General features: G+C 74.8%; 12 protein-coding genes. 9 read left to right on the forward strand and 3 right to left on the reverse strand.

The window, feature by feature from the left end:
- Positions 1-8: 8 nt before the first annotated feature.
- Positions 9-1253, forward strand: coding sequence for an MFS transporter (locus tag ACLQ22_RS25215; protein WP_425694489.1), 1245 nt, complete (start codon positions 9-11; stop codon positions 1251-1253).
- 64 nt (positions 1254-1317) lie between these two features.
- On the opposite strand, the gene ACLQ22_RS25220 is transcribed toward ACLQ22_RS25215, so the two are convergent.
- On the reverse strand, positions 1318-1848 hold the full coding sequence (locus tag ACLQ22_RS25220) for a hypothetical protein (RefSeq protein ID WP_425694490.1): 531 nt from the start codon (positions 1846-1848) through the stop codon (positions 1318-1320).
- 139 nt (positions 1849-1987) lie between these two features.
- Between ACLQ22_RS25220 and thrB the strand changes: the two genes are divergently transcribed.
- The 3 genes from thrB (at position 1988) to ACLQ22_RS25235 (ending at position 9677) form a co-directional block, all read left to right on the forward strand.
- Positions 1988-2932 (forward strand): homoserine kinase, encoded by a 945-nt coding sequence (thrB, locus tag ACLQ22_RS25225; RefSeq protein ID WP_425694491.1) that lies wholly within the window; start codon positions 1988-1990, stop codon positions 2930-2932.
- A gap of 297 nt (positions 2933-3229) precedes the next feature.
- Positions 3230-5446 (forward strand): transcription termination factor Rho, encoded by a 2217-nt coding sequence (gene rho / locus ACLQ22_RS25230; protein ID WP_425694492.1) that lies wholly within the window; start codon positions 3230-3232, stop codon positions 5444-5446.
- Positions 5447-6179: 733 nt separating this feature from the next.
- The gene (locus tag ACLQ22_RS25235) at positions 6180-9677 is read left to right on the forward strand and encodes a phosphodiester glycosidase family protein (protein WP_425694493.1); all 3498 of its coding nucleotides are present in this window, start codon (positions 6180-6182) and stop codon (positions 9675-9677) included.
- 74 nt (positions 9678-9751) lie between these two features.
- On the opposite strand, the gene ACLQ22_RS25240 is transcribed toward ACLQ22_RS25235, so the two are convergent.
- Positions 9752-10648: an AAA family ATPase gene (locus ACLQ22_RS25240; RefSeq protein ID WP_425694526.1), complete on the reverse strand. Its 897-nt coding sequence runs from the start codon at positions 10646-10648 to the stop codon at positions 9752-9754.
- Between the two features lie 299 nt (positions 10649-10947).
- Between ACLQ22_RS25240 and rpmE the strand changes: the two genes are divergently transcribed.
- Together rpmE and prfA are read left to right on the forward strand one after the other, a co-directional pair.
- Positions 10948-11172, forward strand: coding sequence for a 50S ribosomal protein L31 (gene rpmE, locus ACLQ22_RS25245; RefSeq protein WP_088998650.1), 225 nt, complete (start codon positions 10948-10950; stop codon positions 11170-11172).
- A 97-nt stretch (positions 11173-11269) separates the two neighbouring features.
- Positions 11270-12358 carry a peptide chain release factor 1 gene (prfA, locus tag ACLQ22_RS25250; RefSeq protein WP_366639290.1) on the forward strand — a complete coding sequence of 363 codons (1089 nt, stop codon included), beginning with the start codon at positions 11270-11272 and terminating at the stop codon, positions 12356-12358.
- A gap of 15 nt (positions 12359-12373) precedes the next feature.
- Here prfA and ACLQ22_RS25255 read toward each other — a convergent pair whose 3' ends face one another.
- Positions 12374-13924 (reverse strand): GGDEF domain-containing protein, encoded by a 1551-nt coding sequence (locus ACLQ22_RS25255; RefSeq protein ID WP_425694527.1) that lies wholly within the window; start codon positions 13922-13924, stop codon positions 12374-12376.
- Positions 13925-14005: 81 nt separating this feature from the next.
- Here ACLQ22_RS25255 and prmC point away from each other — a divergent pair, with 81 nt between their 5' ends.
- The 3 genes from prmC to ACLQ22_RS25270 are packed head-to-tail and all read left to right on the forward strand — an operon-like array spanning position 14006 to position 16200.
- The gene (prmC, locus tag ACLQ22_RS25260; protein ID WP_425694528.1) at positions 14006-14944 is read left to right on the forward strand and encodes a peptide chain release factor N(5)-glutamine methyltransferase; all 939 of its coding nucleotides are present in this window, start codon (positions 14006-14008) and stop codon (positions 14942-14944) included.
- Positions 14944-15588: an L-threonylcarbamoyladenylate synthase gene (locus ACLQ22_RS25265; protein WP_425694529.1), complete on the forward strand. Its 645-nt coding sequence runs from the start codon at positions 14944-14946 to the stop codon at positions 15586-15588. Before prmC ends, ACLQ22_RS25265 begins: the two co-directional genes overlap by 1 nt.
- Positions 15589-16200 carry a phosphotyrosine protein phosphatase gene (locus ACLQ22_RS25270; protein ID WP_366639284.1) on the forward strand — a complete coding sequence of 204 codons (612 nt, stop codon included), beginning with the start codon at positions 15589-15591 and terminating at the stop codon, positions 16198-16200.
- Positions 16201-16294: the final 94 nt, after the last annotated feature.

The raw sequence follows: 16294 nt of genomic DNA on the forward strand, positions 1-16294 counted from the left end.
ATCCGGACGTGCCGTCCACCGTCTCGGTCCTCACCCGCAACCGGAACTTCCGCAATCTCTTCCTCGCGGAGCTGGTGGTCTTCGGTGCCGACTGGTTCGTCATGGTGCCGCTGCTCGTGCTGCTGCCGGACCTGACCGGCAGCGGGGTGTGGGGCGCGCTGGTGCTCGCCGTCGACACCGGGATCGTGGCGTTGCTGCTGCCGTACACGGGCACGATCGCCGACCGGTTCGACCGGCGCAAGATCATGATCATTTCGAACGTGGCGGCCCTGCTCGGCGTGCTGCTGCTGCTCGGGGTGCGCAGCGCCGGGACCGCCTGGCTGGCGATGGCCGGGATCGGTGTGGTGGCGGTCGCCAAGGCGTTCTACTCCCCGGCGGCCCAGGCGGCCCTGCCCAACGTGCTCGACCCGGACGAACTGGCCGCCGGCAACGCCGTCGCGGGGTCGGCCTGGGGCACCATGACCGTCGTCGGCGCCTCCCTGGGTGGCGTGCTCAGCGCCGCCGTCGGCCCGTACGCCTGCTTCTCGGTGGCGGCGGTCGGCCTGGTGGTCGCCGCGGGCCTGGCCACGCTGATCCGCCGGCCGTTGCAGGCGCCCCGCGACGCGGCCCTGCCAACGCAGCGGACCTGGCCGGCGATCCGGGAGGCGCTGGGCTACATCGGACACCGGCCGAGGGTGCTGGCGCTGGTCACCGTGAAGTCGGCGGTCGGCCTCGGCAACGGCGTGCTGACGGTGTTTCCGCTGCTCGCGGCGGTGTACGGCGTGGGCCCTGTCGGCACCGGGCTGCTCTTCGCGGTCCGCGGGGCGGGGGCGCTCGTCGGGCCGATCCTAATGCGCCGGGTGCTGACCAACCGGGCCTGGCTGCTGCCCGGGCTGGCGCTGTCGATGTCCCTCTACGGCCTGGCCTACCTCGGCACCTCGGTCGCCAACTGGTTCCCGCTGGTGCTGGCCCTGGTCTTCGTCGCCCACTTCGCGGGCGGCAGCAACTGGGTGATGTCGAACTTCGCCCTCCAGGGCGAGGTGCCGGACCGGCTGCGGGGCCGCGTCTTCGCCACCGACATGATGCTGGCGACCCTCGCCGTCTCGGTCAGCCAGCTCGCCGTGGCCGCCGTGGTGGACACCGTGGACGAGCGGGTGGTGCTGGCCAGCTGCGGCCTGGTCACGGTGGTCTACGCGATCGGCTGGCGGATCGCCACCCGCCGGCTCTCGCTCACGGACCCGGCCACGCAGCCGGCCCCGAGCGCCGCCCGCTGACCCGGCAGCGACCGGCCCCGCGCGCCGCGCGCCCGTAAGCGCCGCCCGCTGACCCGGCCGGCGGTCAGGGTCGGTCCGCGCCGGCGCCCGTCGGCGCGTCCGGCCGGGACCGGCCGCCCCACTGCGCCGGCACGTCGGCGTCGCCCGCCGCGGTCCACCCCGGGCCGGTCGGCGGCGCCGGCTGGGCGGCGGGCGCCGGCGCGGTGGTCGGCACCGGGCCGCCGTCGGCGAGCGGTCGTGCGCCGAAGGGGCCGGCCTCCGCGCCGCCCGCCCGCCGCCCGACCAGCACCGCCGCGATCAGCAGACCCGTCCCGATCGGGTACGCCAGGGCCTGCACCCCGCCGTAGGCCAGGTTCATGAGCTGGAAGTTCGAGTACCCCCAGTCGAAGCTGAACGCGCGGGGCAGCAGCAGGGACCAGGCCACGTTGAGCAGCGCGCAGGCCAGCAGCACACCGAGCCCGGACAGCGCCAGCAGCCGGGGCTTGCGGGGCAGTCGCCGCCCGGCCGTCGCGGCCAGTACGAGGCCGGCCAGCAGCACCAGCACCGTGGGCGCCTCGAAGACGACCGCCGTCGCCATGTACCCGAGTTCGCGCATCCCTGCCTCCAGCCGCCGTCGGTCGGGCCAGGCTAACGGACCGGCGGTGCCACCACCGCCCTGCGACGAGGCCGTCCGGCCCGGTCCCATCCGGCGGGCGGACATCCGCCCCGTCGGTACGCGGCCCTACCATGAGCCCGTGCCGACGAACTTCATCTCCGGCCCGGTCCGGGTCCGGGTCCCCGCCACCAGCGCCAACCTGGGGCCGGGGTTCGACGCCCTGGGGCTCGCCCTGGCGCTGCACGACGACGTGGCCGCCGAGGTGACGGCGGGGGGCGTCACGGTGACCGTGGCCGGGCAGGGCACCGGGGAGCTGCCGGCCGACGACCGGCACCTGGTCGTCCGGGCCATGCGGGCGGCCTTCGACGCGCTCGGCGGGCAGCCGCCCGGGCTGGCGGTGGAGTGCGTGAACCGCATCCCGCAGGCCCGTGGGCTGGGGTCCTCGTCCGCGGCGATCGTCGCCGGCGTGCTGCTGGCCCGCGCGCTGGTCACCGACGGCGAGGCCCGGCTCGACGACGCCGCCACGCTGCGCCTCGCCGCCGAGATCGAGGGCCATCCGGACAACGTGGCGCCGTGCCTGCTCGGCGGCTTCACCCTGGCCTGGACGGAGCCCTCCGGCGCCCGGGCGGTGTCGCTGCCGGTCGCCGACGGCGTACGACCGACGGTCTTCGTGCCGGCGGAGCGCGGCCTGACGGCGACCGCGCGGGCCGCGCTGCCGGCCACCGTGCCCCACGGCGACGCGGCGCTGAATGCCGGCCGCGCCGCGCTGCTGGTGCACGCGCTGACCGCCGACCCGGGTCTGCTGCTGCCAGCCACGGTCGACCGGCTGCACCAGGACTACCGCGCCGAGAGCATGCCGGGCAGTGCCGGCCTGGTGAAAGCGCTGCGTGAGGCCGGTGTGGCCGCCGTGATCAGTGGTGCGGGCCCGACCGTCCTGGCCCTGACCGCCCCGCCCGAGGGCTTCGACCCGGGAACATGTTGGGAGGTCTGGCGGTTGGATCCAGACGGGCGCGGAGCACAGGTTGCCCGGGGTAGACTGGGACACGCAGAGCGGGACCCTGTTGCCGCAGGTCGGAAGAGTTGATTACGCTCTAGACTTAGCACAGCCGCGAAGCATGCGATCTCCCTGCGGGTCGGCGCACCCCCGAAGCTCTCGGCGGTCAGCCCGTCACCCCTGCCTAGGCCCACGCCGCACCGCAGTCTTCACAGGTCGCCGCAGACGGCGAGACCTGCTCACCGACGTTCGGTGAGTCGGGAAACCGACCGGCTGCTGTGCTACAGACTCCCGCGACGCGTCCATGCGAGGCGGGTGCACCGAGGCCGCCCGGCCACCTTGCTTTTCGACTCCGGGCAGTCCCGGCCTATCGAGGGAAGGAATCCATTGAGCGACACCACCGACGTGACGTCGGATGTTTCCAACGTCGCTGGCGATGCCACCACCGCCGCCGCCCCCGCCCGTCGTCGGCGCAGCGGCACCGGCCTGTCGGCGATGCTGCTGCCGGAGCTGCAGAGCCTGGCCGCGTCGCTCGGCATCTCGGGCACGGCCCGGATGCGCAAGGGCGAGCTGATCAGCGCGATCTCCGAGCGGCAGGGCGGCGCCGCCGCCGGGACCCCTCGACCGCGGGCCGAGGCCGCTGCCGCTCCCGCCCGTGAAGAGGCCCATGCCGAGGTCCGCGAGACCACCGAGCGGCCGGCGGCCGGGCGGCGCACCGCGGCGCAGGCTCCGGCGGAGCCCGCGGCGGCAGAGACCGAGCCCCGTGGCCGGACCCGGCGCAGCCGGGCCGCCACCTCCGAGGCACGGGCCGCGGAGGCCCGTCCGGCGGAGGTTCGTCCGGCGGAGGCGGCCCGTCCGGCGGAGGCGGCTCGTCCGGCGGAGGTCACTCCGGCGGAGCCGCGCGCGGACGAGGCCGAGGCCGGCGAGCGTGCCGACCGTGGCCGTGAGCGCGGCGACCGTGCCGAGCGCGCGGAGCGCGGCGAGCGTGCCGAGCGGGGTGACCGTGCCGAGCGGGGTGACCGTGCCGAGCGCGGCGACCGTGCCGAGCGCGGCGACCGCGCCGAGCGCGGCGACCGCGCCGAGCGCGGCGACCGCGCCGAGCGCGGCGACCGCGCCGAGCGGGGTGACCGTGCGGAGCGCGGCGAGCGCGGCGAGCGTGCCGAGCGGGGCGACCGTGCCGAGCGTGGCGAGCGCAACGAGCGGGGTGACCGCGGCGAGCGTGCGGAGCGCGGCGACCGCAACGAGCGGGGCGAGCGTGCCGAGCGGGGCGACCGCGACCGCAACGAGCGCGGCGACCGGGGTCAGCGCGTCGAGCGTGACAACGACGACGACGACGAGAGCGGTGGCCGGCGTGGCCGGCGCAGCCGGTTCCGGGACCGCCGCCGTGGCCGCGGTGAGCGGCCCGAGGGCGGCGGCGACGGCGGGCGCGACGGTGGGCGCGACGGCGGGCGCGAGCCGCAGGTCGGCGAGGACGACGTGCTCGTCCCGGTGGCCGGCATCATCGACGTGCTCGACAACTACGCGTTCGTGCGGACCACCGGCTACCTGGCCGGCCCGAACGACGTCTACGTCTCCATGTCGCAGATCAAGAAGTACGGCCTGCGGCGCGGCGACGCCATCACCGGTGCGGTGCGCGCCTCGCGCGACGGCGAGCAGCGGCGGGACAAGTACAACCCGCTGGTGCGGCTGGACACCATCAACGGGATGGAGCCGGACGAGGCGAGGCGCCGGCCGGAGTTCTACAAGCTCACCCCGCTCTACCCGCAGGAGCGCCTGCGGCTGGAGACCGAGCCGCACATCCTCACCACCCGGGTCATCGACCTGGTCATGCCGCTCGGCAAGGGCCAGCGCGCGCTGATCGTGTCGCCGCCGAAGGCGGGTAAGACGATGGTGCTCCAGGCCATCGCGAACGCGATCACGCACAACAACCCGGAGTGCCACCTGATGGTGGTGCTGGTGGACGAGCGGCCCGAAGAGGTCACCGACATGCAGCGGTCGGTGAAGGGTGAGGTCATCGCGGCGACGTTCGACCGTCCGCCGCAGGACCACACCACGGTGGCCGAGCTGGCGATCGAGCGGGCGAAGCGCCTGGTCGAGCTGGGCCACGACGTGGTCGTGCTGCTCGACTCGGTGACCCGCCTCGGTCGCTCGTACAACCTGGCGGCGCCGGCCAGCGGCCGGATCATGTCGGGTGGTATCGACTCCACCGCGCTCTACCCGCCGAAGCGCTTCCTGGGTGCGGCCCGCAACATCGAGAACGGCGGCTCGCTGACCATCCTCGCCACCGCGCTGGTGGAGACCGGGTCCATGGCGGACACGGTCATCTTCGAGGAGTTCAAGGGCACCGGCAACGCGGAGCTGAAGCTGGACCGGAAGATCGCCGACAAGCGCATCTTCCCGGCCATCGACATCCACCCGTCCGGTACGCGCAAGGAGGAGATCCTGCTCGCGCCGGAGGAGCTGGCCATCATCCACAAGCTCCGGAAGGTCCTGCACTCGCTGGACTCGCAGGCGGCGCTGGACCTGCTGCTGGACAAGCTCAAGCAGACCCGCACCAACATCGAGTTCCTGATGCAGATCGCCAAGTCGACGCCGGGGGAGTGACCCTCCCCGGGTGAGACAGCGAGAAGGGCACGGCCACAAGGCCGTGCCCTTCTCGCGTCCCTGCCTCCGGTTCCGTCCTGCCTCCGGTTCCGTTCAGTGCTCCGGTGCCGCGTCCGCAGACGGACCGCCCGGAGCGATCGACCCTTGCCGGCCCGGGTTGGTGACGATCGGTGACGTTCGCCTCGAAGCGGCTCCGATGTGACTCTACGTGTTCGAATCCGGTCGCGCGAAGAGATTTCCTGTCCGGCCGCCACCGCTGCGGCCTTCTGACCAGGCACTCTGTCCCGAGATCCGATCTTGCGGCACCATCCCCCGCGTCCCCTTTGCTCTGCAGCCACATACGCAACGCTTACGCGCAGTGTCCGGTGCGGATATGACTGCAGAGCAAAGGGGACGGAGCGCGGGGTGGGCGGCCCCAAGGGCGCCCACTCTCCGTGACCGAAGGTGGTTGGCCGCGCGGCCCACGAGCGCCGCTGCGGTGCGGCACGCGCGTGCGGCGTGCGGGGCGGTGCGGCGCGCGGGTGTGGCGGTGCGGCGTGCGGGTTTGGCGGTGCGGTCCGCCGTGCCGGAAGCGGCCCCGCCTGCGCGGCACAGGGGACGGCGTGGTGCGGGCGCCGCCGTCCGGAGGGCGGTGCCGGTAGCGGCGATGACGGCAGCCGGAAGGGTGGAGTTTTCCTTCGCTTTGGCCGGCAGCTATTGAAACTTCTATTCACCGTCCGGTTGACTGTCGCCCATGCGTACCCGCAGACGATCCGCCCGGCTCGCAGGCGTCCTGCTGCTGACGCCGCTGCTCACCCTGGCCGGCACCGTGCCGGCGAACGCCGGCGCGCCGGCTCCGGCCACCGACCCGTCCCTCACCGCGGCCGAGGACGCACCGCGTGCCTCCTCGTACTCCACGGGCTCCGTGACGCTCGCCGGCGACCCGGCCGCGAGCATGTCGGCCGCCGCGGCCCCGACCGGCGTGGAGCCGGCCGGCGGGCTGGAGACCGCGAAGACCACCCGCCCGGTCGCCCCGGGCCTGAATCTGACCTCCTTCGACCGGTACGACGCCGACGGCTGGCTGCGCGCGGACGCGCTGACCGCCGACCTCACCGGCGGCCTGACCGTGGACTACGTCAACTCCGGCGCGGTCAGCCGGGCCGAGCCGCTGCGCGGCGCCGTCGACGCGGCCCGTGCGGTCGCCGCCGTCAACGGTGACTTCTTCGACATCAACAACTCCGGTGCCGCCCAGGGCGTCGGCGTCCGCGACGGCCAACTGGTCCAGTCGGCGGTCAACGGGCACCGCAACGCCGTCGCGATCACCACCGAGGGGCTCGGCCGGGTCATCGAGGTGAACTTCGACGGCACCGCGACCCTGCCCACCGGTCCGGTGACGCTGACCCAGTTCAACAACATGATCCAGGCGAACGGGATCGGCGTGTTCACCGCGCTCTGGGGGTCGTACACCCGGCAACGCGCGGTCGAGGGCGCCGCCCGCGTCACGGAGGTCACGGTGGTCGACGGCCGCGTCGCCACCGTCGGCGGCACGGCCGGAAGCGGGGCGGTCCCGGCCGGCACCACCGTGCTGCTCGGCCGTGACGCCGGCGCGGACGCCCTCGCCGGGCTGCGCCCCGGCGACCCGGTGACCGTCGCCTACCAGCCCAAGCCGGCGGACGGCAGCACCCTGCACGCGGCCGTCGGCGGCGGCAACGTGCTGGTCCGCGACGGAGTGGTGCAGAGCATCGCCGACGCGTCGCTGGCCCCGCGCACGTCCGTCGGCTTCTCCGCCGACGGTCGCCGCATGATCATGCTGACCGTGGACGGCCGGCAGGTCGACAGCCGCGGCGTCACCCAGACCGAGATGGGCCGCATGATGGCCGAACTCGGCGCGCACCACGCGCTCAACCTCGACGGCGGCGGCTCCTCGACGCTGCTCGCCCGGGAACCGGGTGCGGCGGCCGTGCAGGTGGAGAACAGCCCGTCCGACGGCAGCGAGCGCGCCGTGCCCAACGGCCTGGCCATCTACGCGCCCAAGGGCAGCGGCCGGCTCACCGGGTACTGGCTGGAGACCGCCAGCGACCCGACCACCGCCCCCGGCGTCGCGCCGGTGCGCGGCGGTCGGCCCGACCGCGTCTTCCCTGGCCTGACCAGGCAACTCACCGCCGCCGGCCACGACGAGACGTACGGCCCGGCGGCCGGCGCGCCGACGTGGCGGGCCAACCCGGCGGTGCACGGCGTCGTCGACGGCAAGGGCCGCTTCCGGGCCCTCCTGCCCGGCAGCACCACGGTCACCGCCTCGCGGGACGGGGCCCGTGGCACCCTCGACCTGACCGTGCTCGGGCCGCTGGCCCGGATCGACTCCACGGTGGACCGGGTCGGCCTGACCGGCGCGCAGGGCAGCGCGCTGTTCGGCGTCGTCGGCTACGACGCCGAGGGCAACACCGCCCCCATCGAGCCGGCCGACCTGAAGCTCGACTACGACAAGGAACTGCTGAAGATCGCCCCGACCGCCGACGGTAACCTCTCCGTCACCGCCCTGCGGGACACCGGCTCGGCGCTGGTCACCGTCCACGTCGGCCGGAGCAGCACCGTCCTGCCGGTCACCGTCGGGCTCACCGACGTGCCGGTGGCCGGCTTCGACGACGCGGCGGCCTGGAAGTTCAGCCAGGCCCGGGCCAGCGGCGCGGTCGCGCCCGCGCCGGGCCGCACCGGCACGGGCCTGAAGATGACGTACGACTTCAGCCAGTCCACCGGCACCCGGGCCGCGTACGCCGACCCGCCGGCCTGGATCGAGGTCGCCGGCCAGCCGCAGGCGTTCGGCATGTGGATCCACGGCAACGGCACGGGGGAGTGGCCCAGCCTGCACCTGCACGACGCGCAGGACACCCAGCACGTGCTGCGCGGCCCGCTGATCACCTGGACGGGCTGGAAGTACGTCGAGTTCGCCGTGCCCGCCGGAGTGCAGTACCCGGTGCGGGTCCGCCGGTTCTACGTGGCGGAGACCAACGCCGCCGCGCAGTACCGCAGCGAGGTGGTCATCGACGACCTGGTGGCGAAGGTGCCGCCGACGGTCGACGCGCCGGCCGAGAAGCCGCGTACCGACCGGGTGGTGCTGCGTGACGGCACTGTGGACGGGGCGCCCTGGCGCTTCGCCGTCATGTCCGACGCGCAGTTCGTCGCGGCGAACCCGGACAGCGACCTGGTCGCCCAGGCCCGCCGTACGCTCCGCGAGGTCAAGGCCGCGAAGCCGGACTTCCTGGTGATCAACGGCGACTTCGTCGACACCGCCTACCCGGCGGACTTCGCGCTGGCCAAGCGGCTGCTGGACGAGGAACTCGGCGGGGAGCTGCCGTACTACTACGTGCCCGGCAACCACGAGATCATGGGCGCCCCGATCGCCAACTTCCGGGCCGCCTTCGGCGACACCGAGCGGACCTTCGACCACAGGGGCACCCGGTTCGTCACGCTGAACTCGTCGACCGGCTCGCTGCGCGGCGGCGGCTTCGACCAGGTGCGGATGCTGCGCGAGGCGCTCGACTCGGCGGCCGGTGACCCGGCCGTCGGCTCGGTGGTCGTGCTGCACCACCACCCGCCGCGCGACCCGAGCCCGGCCAAGGCCAGCCAGCTCGGCGACCGGAAGGAGGCGGCGCTGCTGGAGCAGTGGCTGGCCGACTTCCAGCACCGCACCGGCAAGGGCGCGGCCTTCGTCGGCGGGCACGTCGGCACCTTCCACGCCGACCGGGTCGACGGGGTGCCGTACCTGATCAACGGCAACTCGGGCAAGAACCCCTCCACCCCGGCCGACCAGGGCGGCTTCACCGGGTGGACGGAGTTCGGGGTGGACCCGGTGAGCCCGGCCGAGGCCGACCGGGCCCGGCGCAACCCGCTCGTCGAGGGCCCGCGCTGGGTCGCCGCCGAGTTCCACGCGCACGTCGACGCGCTCGCATTGGCGGCCCCGGCCAGCGTCGCGGTCGGCGCCCCGGCGACGGTCACCGCCACGGTGACCCAGCCCGGCGGGCGTACGGTGCCGGTGGCGGCGCCGGTGAGCGCGGACTGGTCCGCCTCGCCGAACGTGCACGTCGGCTCGATCCTCGGGCTGAAGCCCTGGCACGTGGCCCGCCTCGACCCGGCCACCGGCAAGCTCACCGCCCTGCGCCCCGGCGCGCAGGTCAAGCTGGTCGTCGACGTCAACGGCGCACGCGCCGAGGCGACCGTCACCCTGACGGCCGCCGCGGCGGCCCCGGCCGCCTAGCGGGAGGTGAGGAAGGGCCCCTTCCCCGACGCTCGGCGCGTGGGGGGAGGGGCCCTTTTCCGACGTTGCGGGCCTCAGAAGTCGCCCTCGGCCACCTGGAAGACGGTGAGGCCGAGGGCGCGCCACATCCGTACCACCTGCTGGCGGTCGTCGAAGACGCCGACCACCCGGTAGCGGTCGGCGATCTCGCGCTCGTAGATCTCCCGCTTGACCACGGAGTCCTTCCGGCTGTCGCCGACGGCGCGCAGGTGCAGCCCGAGGTAGGGGACCCGGACGTGCCGGGCCAGCCACGCCTCCGTGGCGGCGCGGGCGGTGGCGTCCCGGCCCGAGCAGAACACCACCCCGTACCCGGCGGCGTGCATCGCCCGGACCGCCGCGATCACCGCCGGGTTGGGTTCGTCCTCGGCGACGCGGGTCATGTCGTACGGGCTGCGCGAGACGTTCAGCGCGACCGTGCCGTCGATGTCGACCAGGACGATCTCCGGCGGCTCGGTCGACGGGGCGTGCACCGTGGCGGGCCGCCCCGTGCGGGCCTGCGGCACGGGCAGCGGCAGCGTACGGCCCTCCAGGTAGCGCTCGTGCAGCCGGCGGATCCACGCCTCGCCGACCCGGTCGGCCTCGGGGCGGGCGGCGTCGCGGCGCAGGCACTCCGCGAGCGGCACGTCGGTGAAGTCGTGCACCTCGAACTCGGCGCCGTGTCGGGCGGCCAGGTCGGCCCAGTCGCGCAGGGTCCGCGACCGCAGGTTGGTGTCGTCGACGCAGACGTCGGCGCGGGCCCGCAGCAGCGCCTCGACCTGGGCCCGCTGCACGACGGTGACCTGCCACTCCGCCCACTGGGTGAACAGCCGCTCGCCGTGCAGCATCCGGCGCAGGTCGTCCCGGTTGACCCGGACCACGGACGGCTGGAGCGTCCGGGCGAACGTGGTCTTGCCGGAGGCGGGCAGTCCCCGGGTGGCGATCAGGCGGGCCATCAGGTCCTCCGTGTCGTACGTCGTCGGCGGTCCCGCCGCCCGGGGCGCGTGCCCCGGGCGGGGCACGACGCCGACGGCGGCCGTGCCGGGATGAATGCCCGGCCAGGCGTCGGGAATGCGGGAGGTGGGGCGTGCGTTGTCGATGCCGGACCAGCCGTGCGGCCCGATTGCCGGGTCGGCGTACGCCCATGGCACACTGGTCAATCGGCCACCGGTTCCGGTTCACGCCCGAGCCCGTCGCGCGCCGCGACGGACACCGACGGCGACCCGGCGACCACCCACGAGAGGACCGAGGCGAGATGAAGTCCAACATCCACCCGGAGTACGTGACCACCGAGGTCAGCTGCTCCTGCGGCAACACGTTCACCACCCGCAGCACCGCCAAGGGCGGCTCGATCCACGTCGAGACCTGCAGCGCCTGCCACCCGTTCTACACCGGCAAGCAGCGCGTCCTGGACACCGCGGGCCGGGTGGCCAAGTTCCAGCAGAAGTACGCCAAGGTTCAGGCCAAGAAGGCCAAGTAGCTCCTCGTTCGGCGCCCGCGTCCGGTCTCGTGCCGGACGCGGGCGCCGTCCGTATTCCCCCCGGTCCCGTCCTCGTCGTCGAAGGAGCCTCCCCCGCATGAGCAGCGAGCGTCTGGCCGCCCTCCTCGACGAGTACGCCGAGCTGGAGAAGCGGCTGGCGGACCCGGCCATCCACGCCGACCAGGGCACCGCCCGCCGGGTCGGCCGTCGGTACGCCGAGCTGGTCCCGCTGCACAAGGCGGCCGGGGAGCTGGAGCAGGCCCGCGCCGACCTCGCCGCCGCCCGGGAGCTGGTCGCCGAGGACGCGTCCTTCGCCGCCGAGGCCGAGTCGATCGCGGAGAGCCTGCCGGCGCTGGAGCAGCGGCTGGCGGAGCTGCTGATCCCGCGCGACCCGCACGACGCCAAGGACGTGATCGTCGAGATCAAGGCGGGCGAGGGCGGCGAGGAGTCCGCGCTCTTCGCCGGCGACCTGCTGCGGATGTACACCCGCTACGCCGAGCGGCGCGGCTGGCTCACCGAGGTGCTCGACGCCCAGGACTCGGACCTGGGCGGGGTCAAGGACGTCTCGCTGGCGATCAAGACCAAGGGCGTGCCCGAGGGCGGCAACGGCGTCTGGTCCCGGCTCAAGTGGGAGGGCGGCGTGCACCGGGTGCAGCGCGTACCGGTCACCGAGTCGCAGGGCCGCATCCACACGAGCGCCGCCGGGGTGCTGGTGCTGCCGGAGGCCGAGGACGTCGACGTCACCATCGACCCGAACGACCTGCGGATCGACGTGTTCCGCTCGTCGGGGCCCGGCGGCCAGTCGGTGAACACCACCGACTCGGCGGTGCGGATCACGCACGTGCCGACCGGCATCGTGGTCTCCTGCCAGAACGAGAAGTCCCAGTTGCAGAACCGGGAGCAGGCGATGCGGATCCTGCGCGCCCGGCTGCTGGCGGCGGCCCAGGAGCAGGCCGACGCGGCCGCCTCGGACGCCCGCAAGGCGCAGGTGCGCACCGTGGACCGCTCCGAGCGGATCCGCACCTACAACTTCCCGCAGAACCGGATCACCGACCACCGGATCGGCTACACCGCGTACAACCTGGACCTGGCGCTCGCCGGCGACCTGGACGGGGTGCTCGACGCCCTCGCCGAGGCCGACCGCGCCGCCCGCCTCGCCGGCGACACCGAGCTGACCCGCCGCTGACGTCGCGGCCCGGGGTCAGGAGGCGCGGGGGCGGGTCTTCGCCGCCAGCATCGCGCGGTCGGCGGCCTCGAACGCGGTGCCGAGGGCGTCGCGCAGGCCCGGGCCGGTGGCGCCCACCTCGGCGAAGCCGACGCTGACCCCGACCGGCGTGCCGGGCACCAGCGACTCCCAGTCCTCCGTGCGCACCGCGGCGTCGATCCGGCGGCCCACCTCGGCCGCCTCGGTCATCCCGGCGCCGGGCAGCACCACCACGAACTCGTCCCCGCCGTAGCGGGCCACGAAGTCGCCCCGGCGCATCACCCGGTTGATCACCCCGGCGATGCGCTGGAGCACCAGGTCGCCGGAGTGGTGCCCGTGCCGGGTGTTGACGGCCTTGAAGCCGTCCAGGTCGCAGACGCCGATCACCACCCGGTCGCCGTGGGCGACCAGGGTGGCGATGTAGCGCTCCAGCCGCCGCCGGTTGGGCAGCCCGGTCAGCGGGTCGGTCAACGCCTCGCCCTCGAAGCGGGCCGCCTCGCGGCGCATCTCCTCGTGGTCGATGCGCGCGGCGATGCCGTCGATGTAGACGTCCCGGAGCCGGTCGTTGCGCTGGGCGGCCAGCCGGAACGCCAGCCGGTCGGCCCGGTGCGCGCCCGCGTGGTCGCCGGCGCGGGCCAGGGCGATGCTGCGCAGCCGGGCCGGTTCGGCCGCGCCCAGCGTCTCGGTGGAGACCTGGACGGTGTCCAGCCGGGTGACGGCCTCGATCGGCCGTCCCTCGGCGACGGCCAGGCAGACCTGGCCGAGCTGGCGCATGTCGCGCGCCCGGGCGCTGTCGCCGCCGTGGCCGAGCAGCCGGGCCGGGGCGGCCTCCGTGTCGACGTCCCACCGGTCGCCGAGGGCCGCCCGCCGGGCGGCGGCGTAGCCGTACGCGGCCAGGCTGCTCGGGCGCAGCTTCCCGGCCCGCCCGCTGCGCCGGAACCGGTCCAGGTCGGCGGCGACGTCGCGCAGCACCCGCAGGCAGCCGTCGCTGTCGCCGTTGTGGTCCAGCGCCACGGCGTTGCGCAGCCGGATCCCGGGGGCGGCGAAGGTCTCCTCCGGGATCTCGGCGGCGCTGCCGAGCTGCCGGGCCCGTTCGATCGCCCCGAGGGCGTAGCCGTGGAAGCTGAGGTACGAGTAGGCCATCGCCAGGTCGTGCCAGCCCCACGCGGTGTCCCGGTCGGGGTCCTCCACCGCGCCCAGCGCCCGCGCGGCTTTCACCAGGTGGGTGACGCAGCGGTCCAGCGCGCCCTGGTGGTGCGCGGCGAGCGCGGCCAGCGCGTTGAGGTGCCCGAGCAGGTAGGGCTCGGCGAGGTCGCGGACGGCGGTGGAGGCCTCCTCGACGGCCCGGGTGTACTCCGCCGTCCGCCCGAGGTTGATCACCGCGGAGAGGCGCTGCACCAGGGCGTCGGCCCGCGCGTACGGGTCGGTGGTGGTGGCGGCGATCCGGTCGAGGATCGCGTACGCCTCGGCGGACTGGCTGGACTCCTGGAGGGTCCGCGCCCGCGACAGGGCGTCAACCTGGTCGGTGACCCGGTCGAGCCAACCCACCGCGACCTCCTGTCGGTGTGCGTCCGGACGCATCCGCTCGTGATGTCCAGCGCGACGCCCCATGATTATCTCGTGACCACCGTGCCGCAACACCCGTCCGAAGGGACGAGACGCCAGCGCCCTTCCGTGGCGTTGGCCCGGGCGTCCCGGGCCCTCGCCGACGCCGGTGTCGCCTCGGCCCGCGCCGAGGCGGAGCAGCTGGCCGCGTACGTGCTGGCGGTGCCCCGCGGGCGGCTGGCGCTGGCCGACGACTTCACGGCCGACCAGCTCGACCGGTTCGACGAGCTGGTCGCGCGGCGGGCCGGGCGGGAACCGTTGCAGCATCTCACGGGCAGCGCCGGCTTCCGGCACCTGGAGTTGGCCGTCGGGCCGGGCGTCTTCGTGCCCCGGCCGGAGACCGAGCTGCTCGCCGGCTGGGGGATCGCGCAGGGCCGACGCCTGGACGCCGCGCTGGTGGTGGACCTGTGCAGCGGCTCGGGGGCGATCGCCCTATCGGTGGCCCAGGAGCTGCCGGCGGCCCGGGTGGTGGCGGTGGAACGGTCGGCGGCGGCGCTGCCCTGGCTGCGGCGCAACGCGGCGGCCCGGGCCGCCGCGGGGGACCGGCCGATCGAGGTGGTGGCGGCGGACGTCACCGCCGCCGACCTGCTCGCCGACCTGGTGGGCCGGGTCGACGTGCTGCTCTGCAACCCGCCGTACGTGCCGTCGGGCGTGGCCGTACCCCCGGAGGTGGGGCGGCACGATCCGGCGAACGCGGTCTTCGGCGGCGCGGACGGCCTGGCGGTGATCCGCCCGGTGATCGCCCGGGCGGCGGCGCTGCTGCGCCCGGGCGGGGTGCTCGGCGTGGAGCACGACGACACGCACGGCACGGCGGTGCCCGACCTGCTCGCCGCGGACGGCCGGTTCGAGGCGGTCGCCGACCACCCGGACCTGACCGGACGGCCCCGCTTCGCGACCGCGTCCCGGCGGACGGACGGCCAGCACGCCGCCGCCGACGCGACGTGGCAGACTGACTCCTCGTGATGCTCTACGACTGCCGGTCGCCCGCCGACCGGGACCGCGGCATCGCCGCTGCCATCGAGGCGGTCAAGAACGGCGAGCTGGTCGTCCTGCCGACCGACACGGTCTACGGGATCGGCGCGGACGCGTTCACCCCGTACGCGGTCAAGGCCCTGCTGGACGCCAAGGGCGGCCGTCAGGTGCCGCCGCCCGTGCTGATCGGCTCCCGGAACACCCTCGACGGCCTGGTCTACTCGCTGCCCCAGGCGGCCCGGGACCTCGTCGAGGCGTTCTGGCCCGGGGCGCTGACCATCATCGTGGCGCACTCGCCCAGCCTGCGCTGGGACCTCGGCGACTCCTCCGGGACGGTGGCGGTGCGGATGCCGCTGCACCCGGTGGCGCTGGAGGTGCTGCGCGAGACCGGCCCGATGGCGGTCGCCTCGGCCAACAAGACCGGCCAGCCGGCCGCCCTCACCGCCGAGGAGGCCCGCGACCAGCTCTCCTACTCGGTGCGGGCCTACCTGGAGGCCGGGCCCTGCCCGGATCCGGTGCCGAGCACGATCGTGGACCTCACCGGCGAGGTGCCGCAGGTCCTCCGCCAGGGCGCCGTCGGGCTGGAGAAGCTCCGCGACGTGGTGCCCGACATCCTCGCCGGCCAGGGGGTCTGAGTGCCTCCGTTCACCGTGCTGCACGTCTGCATGGGCAACATCTGCCGGTCCCCGATGGCCGAGCGGCTGCTGGCCCTCGCCGTCCGGGAACGGCTGGCCCGCCGCGAGGTCGACCCGGACCGCGCCGACGAGCTGCTGCACAGCCACAGCGCCGGCACCGGCGGCTGGCACGCCGGCGAGGAGATGAACCCGCCGGCGTCGCGCCAGGTGACCTCCCGGGGCGGCAGCGTCGCCGGCTTCGCCGCCCGCAAGCTGCGGTCGGACCACATCGACGCCGCCGACCTCGTCCTCACCGCCACCGCCGACCAGCAGGAGTACGTGGTGGCGCTGCGGCCCGACGCCGCGTCGCGCACGTTCGTGCTGGGCGAGTTCGGCCGGCTGCTCGCCGGGGTGGACGCCGCCGCGCTGCCGGCGGCCGAGGCGACCCCCGACGCGGTGTACGCGCGCGGCGTGGCCCTGGTGGAGGCCGCCCACGCCGCCCGCCTGGGCACCACCTCGCTGCCCACCGACGATCTCGACGATCCGTGGGGGCGCGGCGACCAGTGCTTCAGCCGGGTCGCCGACGAGATCGAGGAGAGCGTGCACCCCCTCGCCGCCGTGCTCCTGCCGTAACCCTCCCGAGGTACCCGCCCGCGTGAGTTTCCTGCGGGTTTGGGGGAAAGGGGCGGTCAAGAGGGACTTTCGGGTCATTCTGGGTGGGTCCTGA

This window comes from Micromonospora sp. DT178 (genome assembly GCF_049841695.1).
GTDB lineage: Bacteria > Actinomycetota > Actinomycetes > Mycobacteriales > Micromonosporaceae > Micromonospora.

Excerpts from the sequence above, each read along its gene's own strand:
- ACLQ22_RS25220 (WP_425694490.1), bottom strand. The coding sequence starts at position 1,848 with ATGCGCGAACTCGGGTACATGGCGACGGCGGTCGTCTTCGAGGCGCCC.
- ACLQ22_RS25265 (WP_425694529.1), top strand. The coding sequence starts at position 14,944 with ATGCTCTACGACTGCCGGTCGCCCGCCGACCGGGACCGCGGCATCGCC.
- prfA (WP_366639290.1), top strand. The coding sequence starts at position 11,270 with ATGAGCAGCGAGCGTCTGGCCGCCCTCCTCGACGAGTACGCCGAGCTG.
- ACLQ22_RS25235 (WP_425694493.1), top strand. The coding sequence starts at position 6,180 with ATGCGTACCCGCAGACGATCCGCCCGGCTCGCAGGCGTCCTGCTGCTG.
- ACLQ22_RS25240 (WP_425694526.1), bottom strand. The coding sequence starts at position 10,648 with ATGGCCCGCCTGATCGCCACCCGGGGACTGCCCGCCTCCGGCAAGACC.
- rpmE (WP_088998650.1), top strand. The coding sequence starts at position 10,948 with ATGAAGTCCAACATCCACCCGGAGTACGTGACCACCGAGGTCAGCTGC.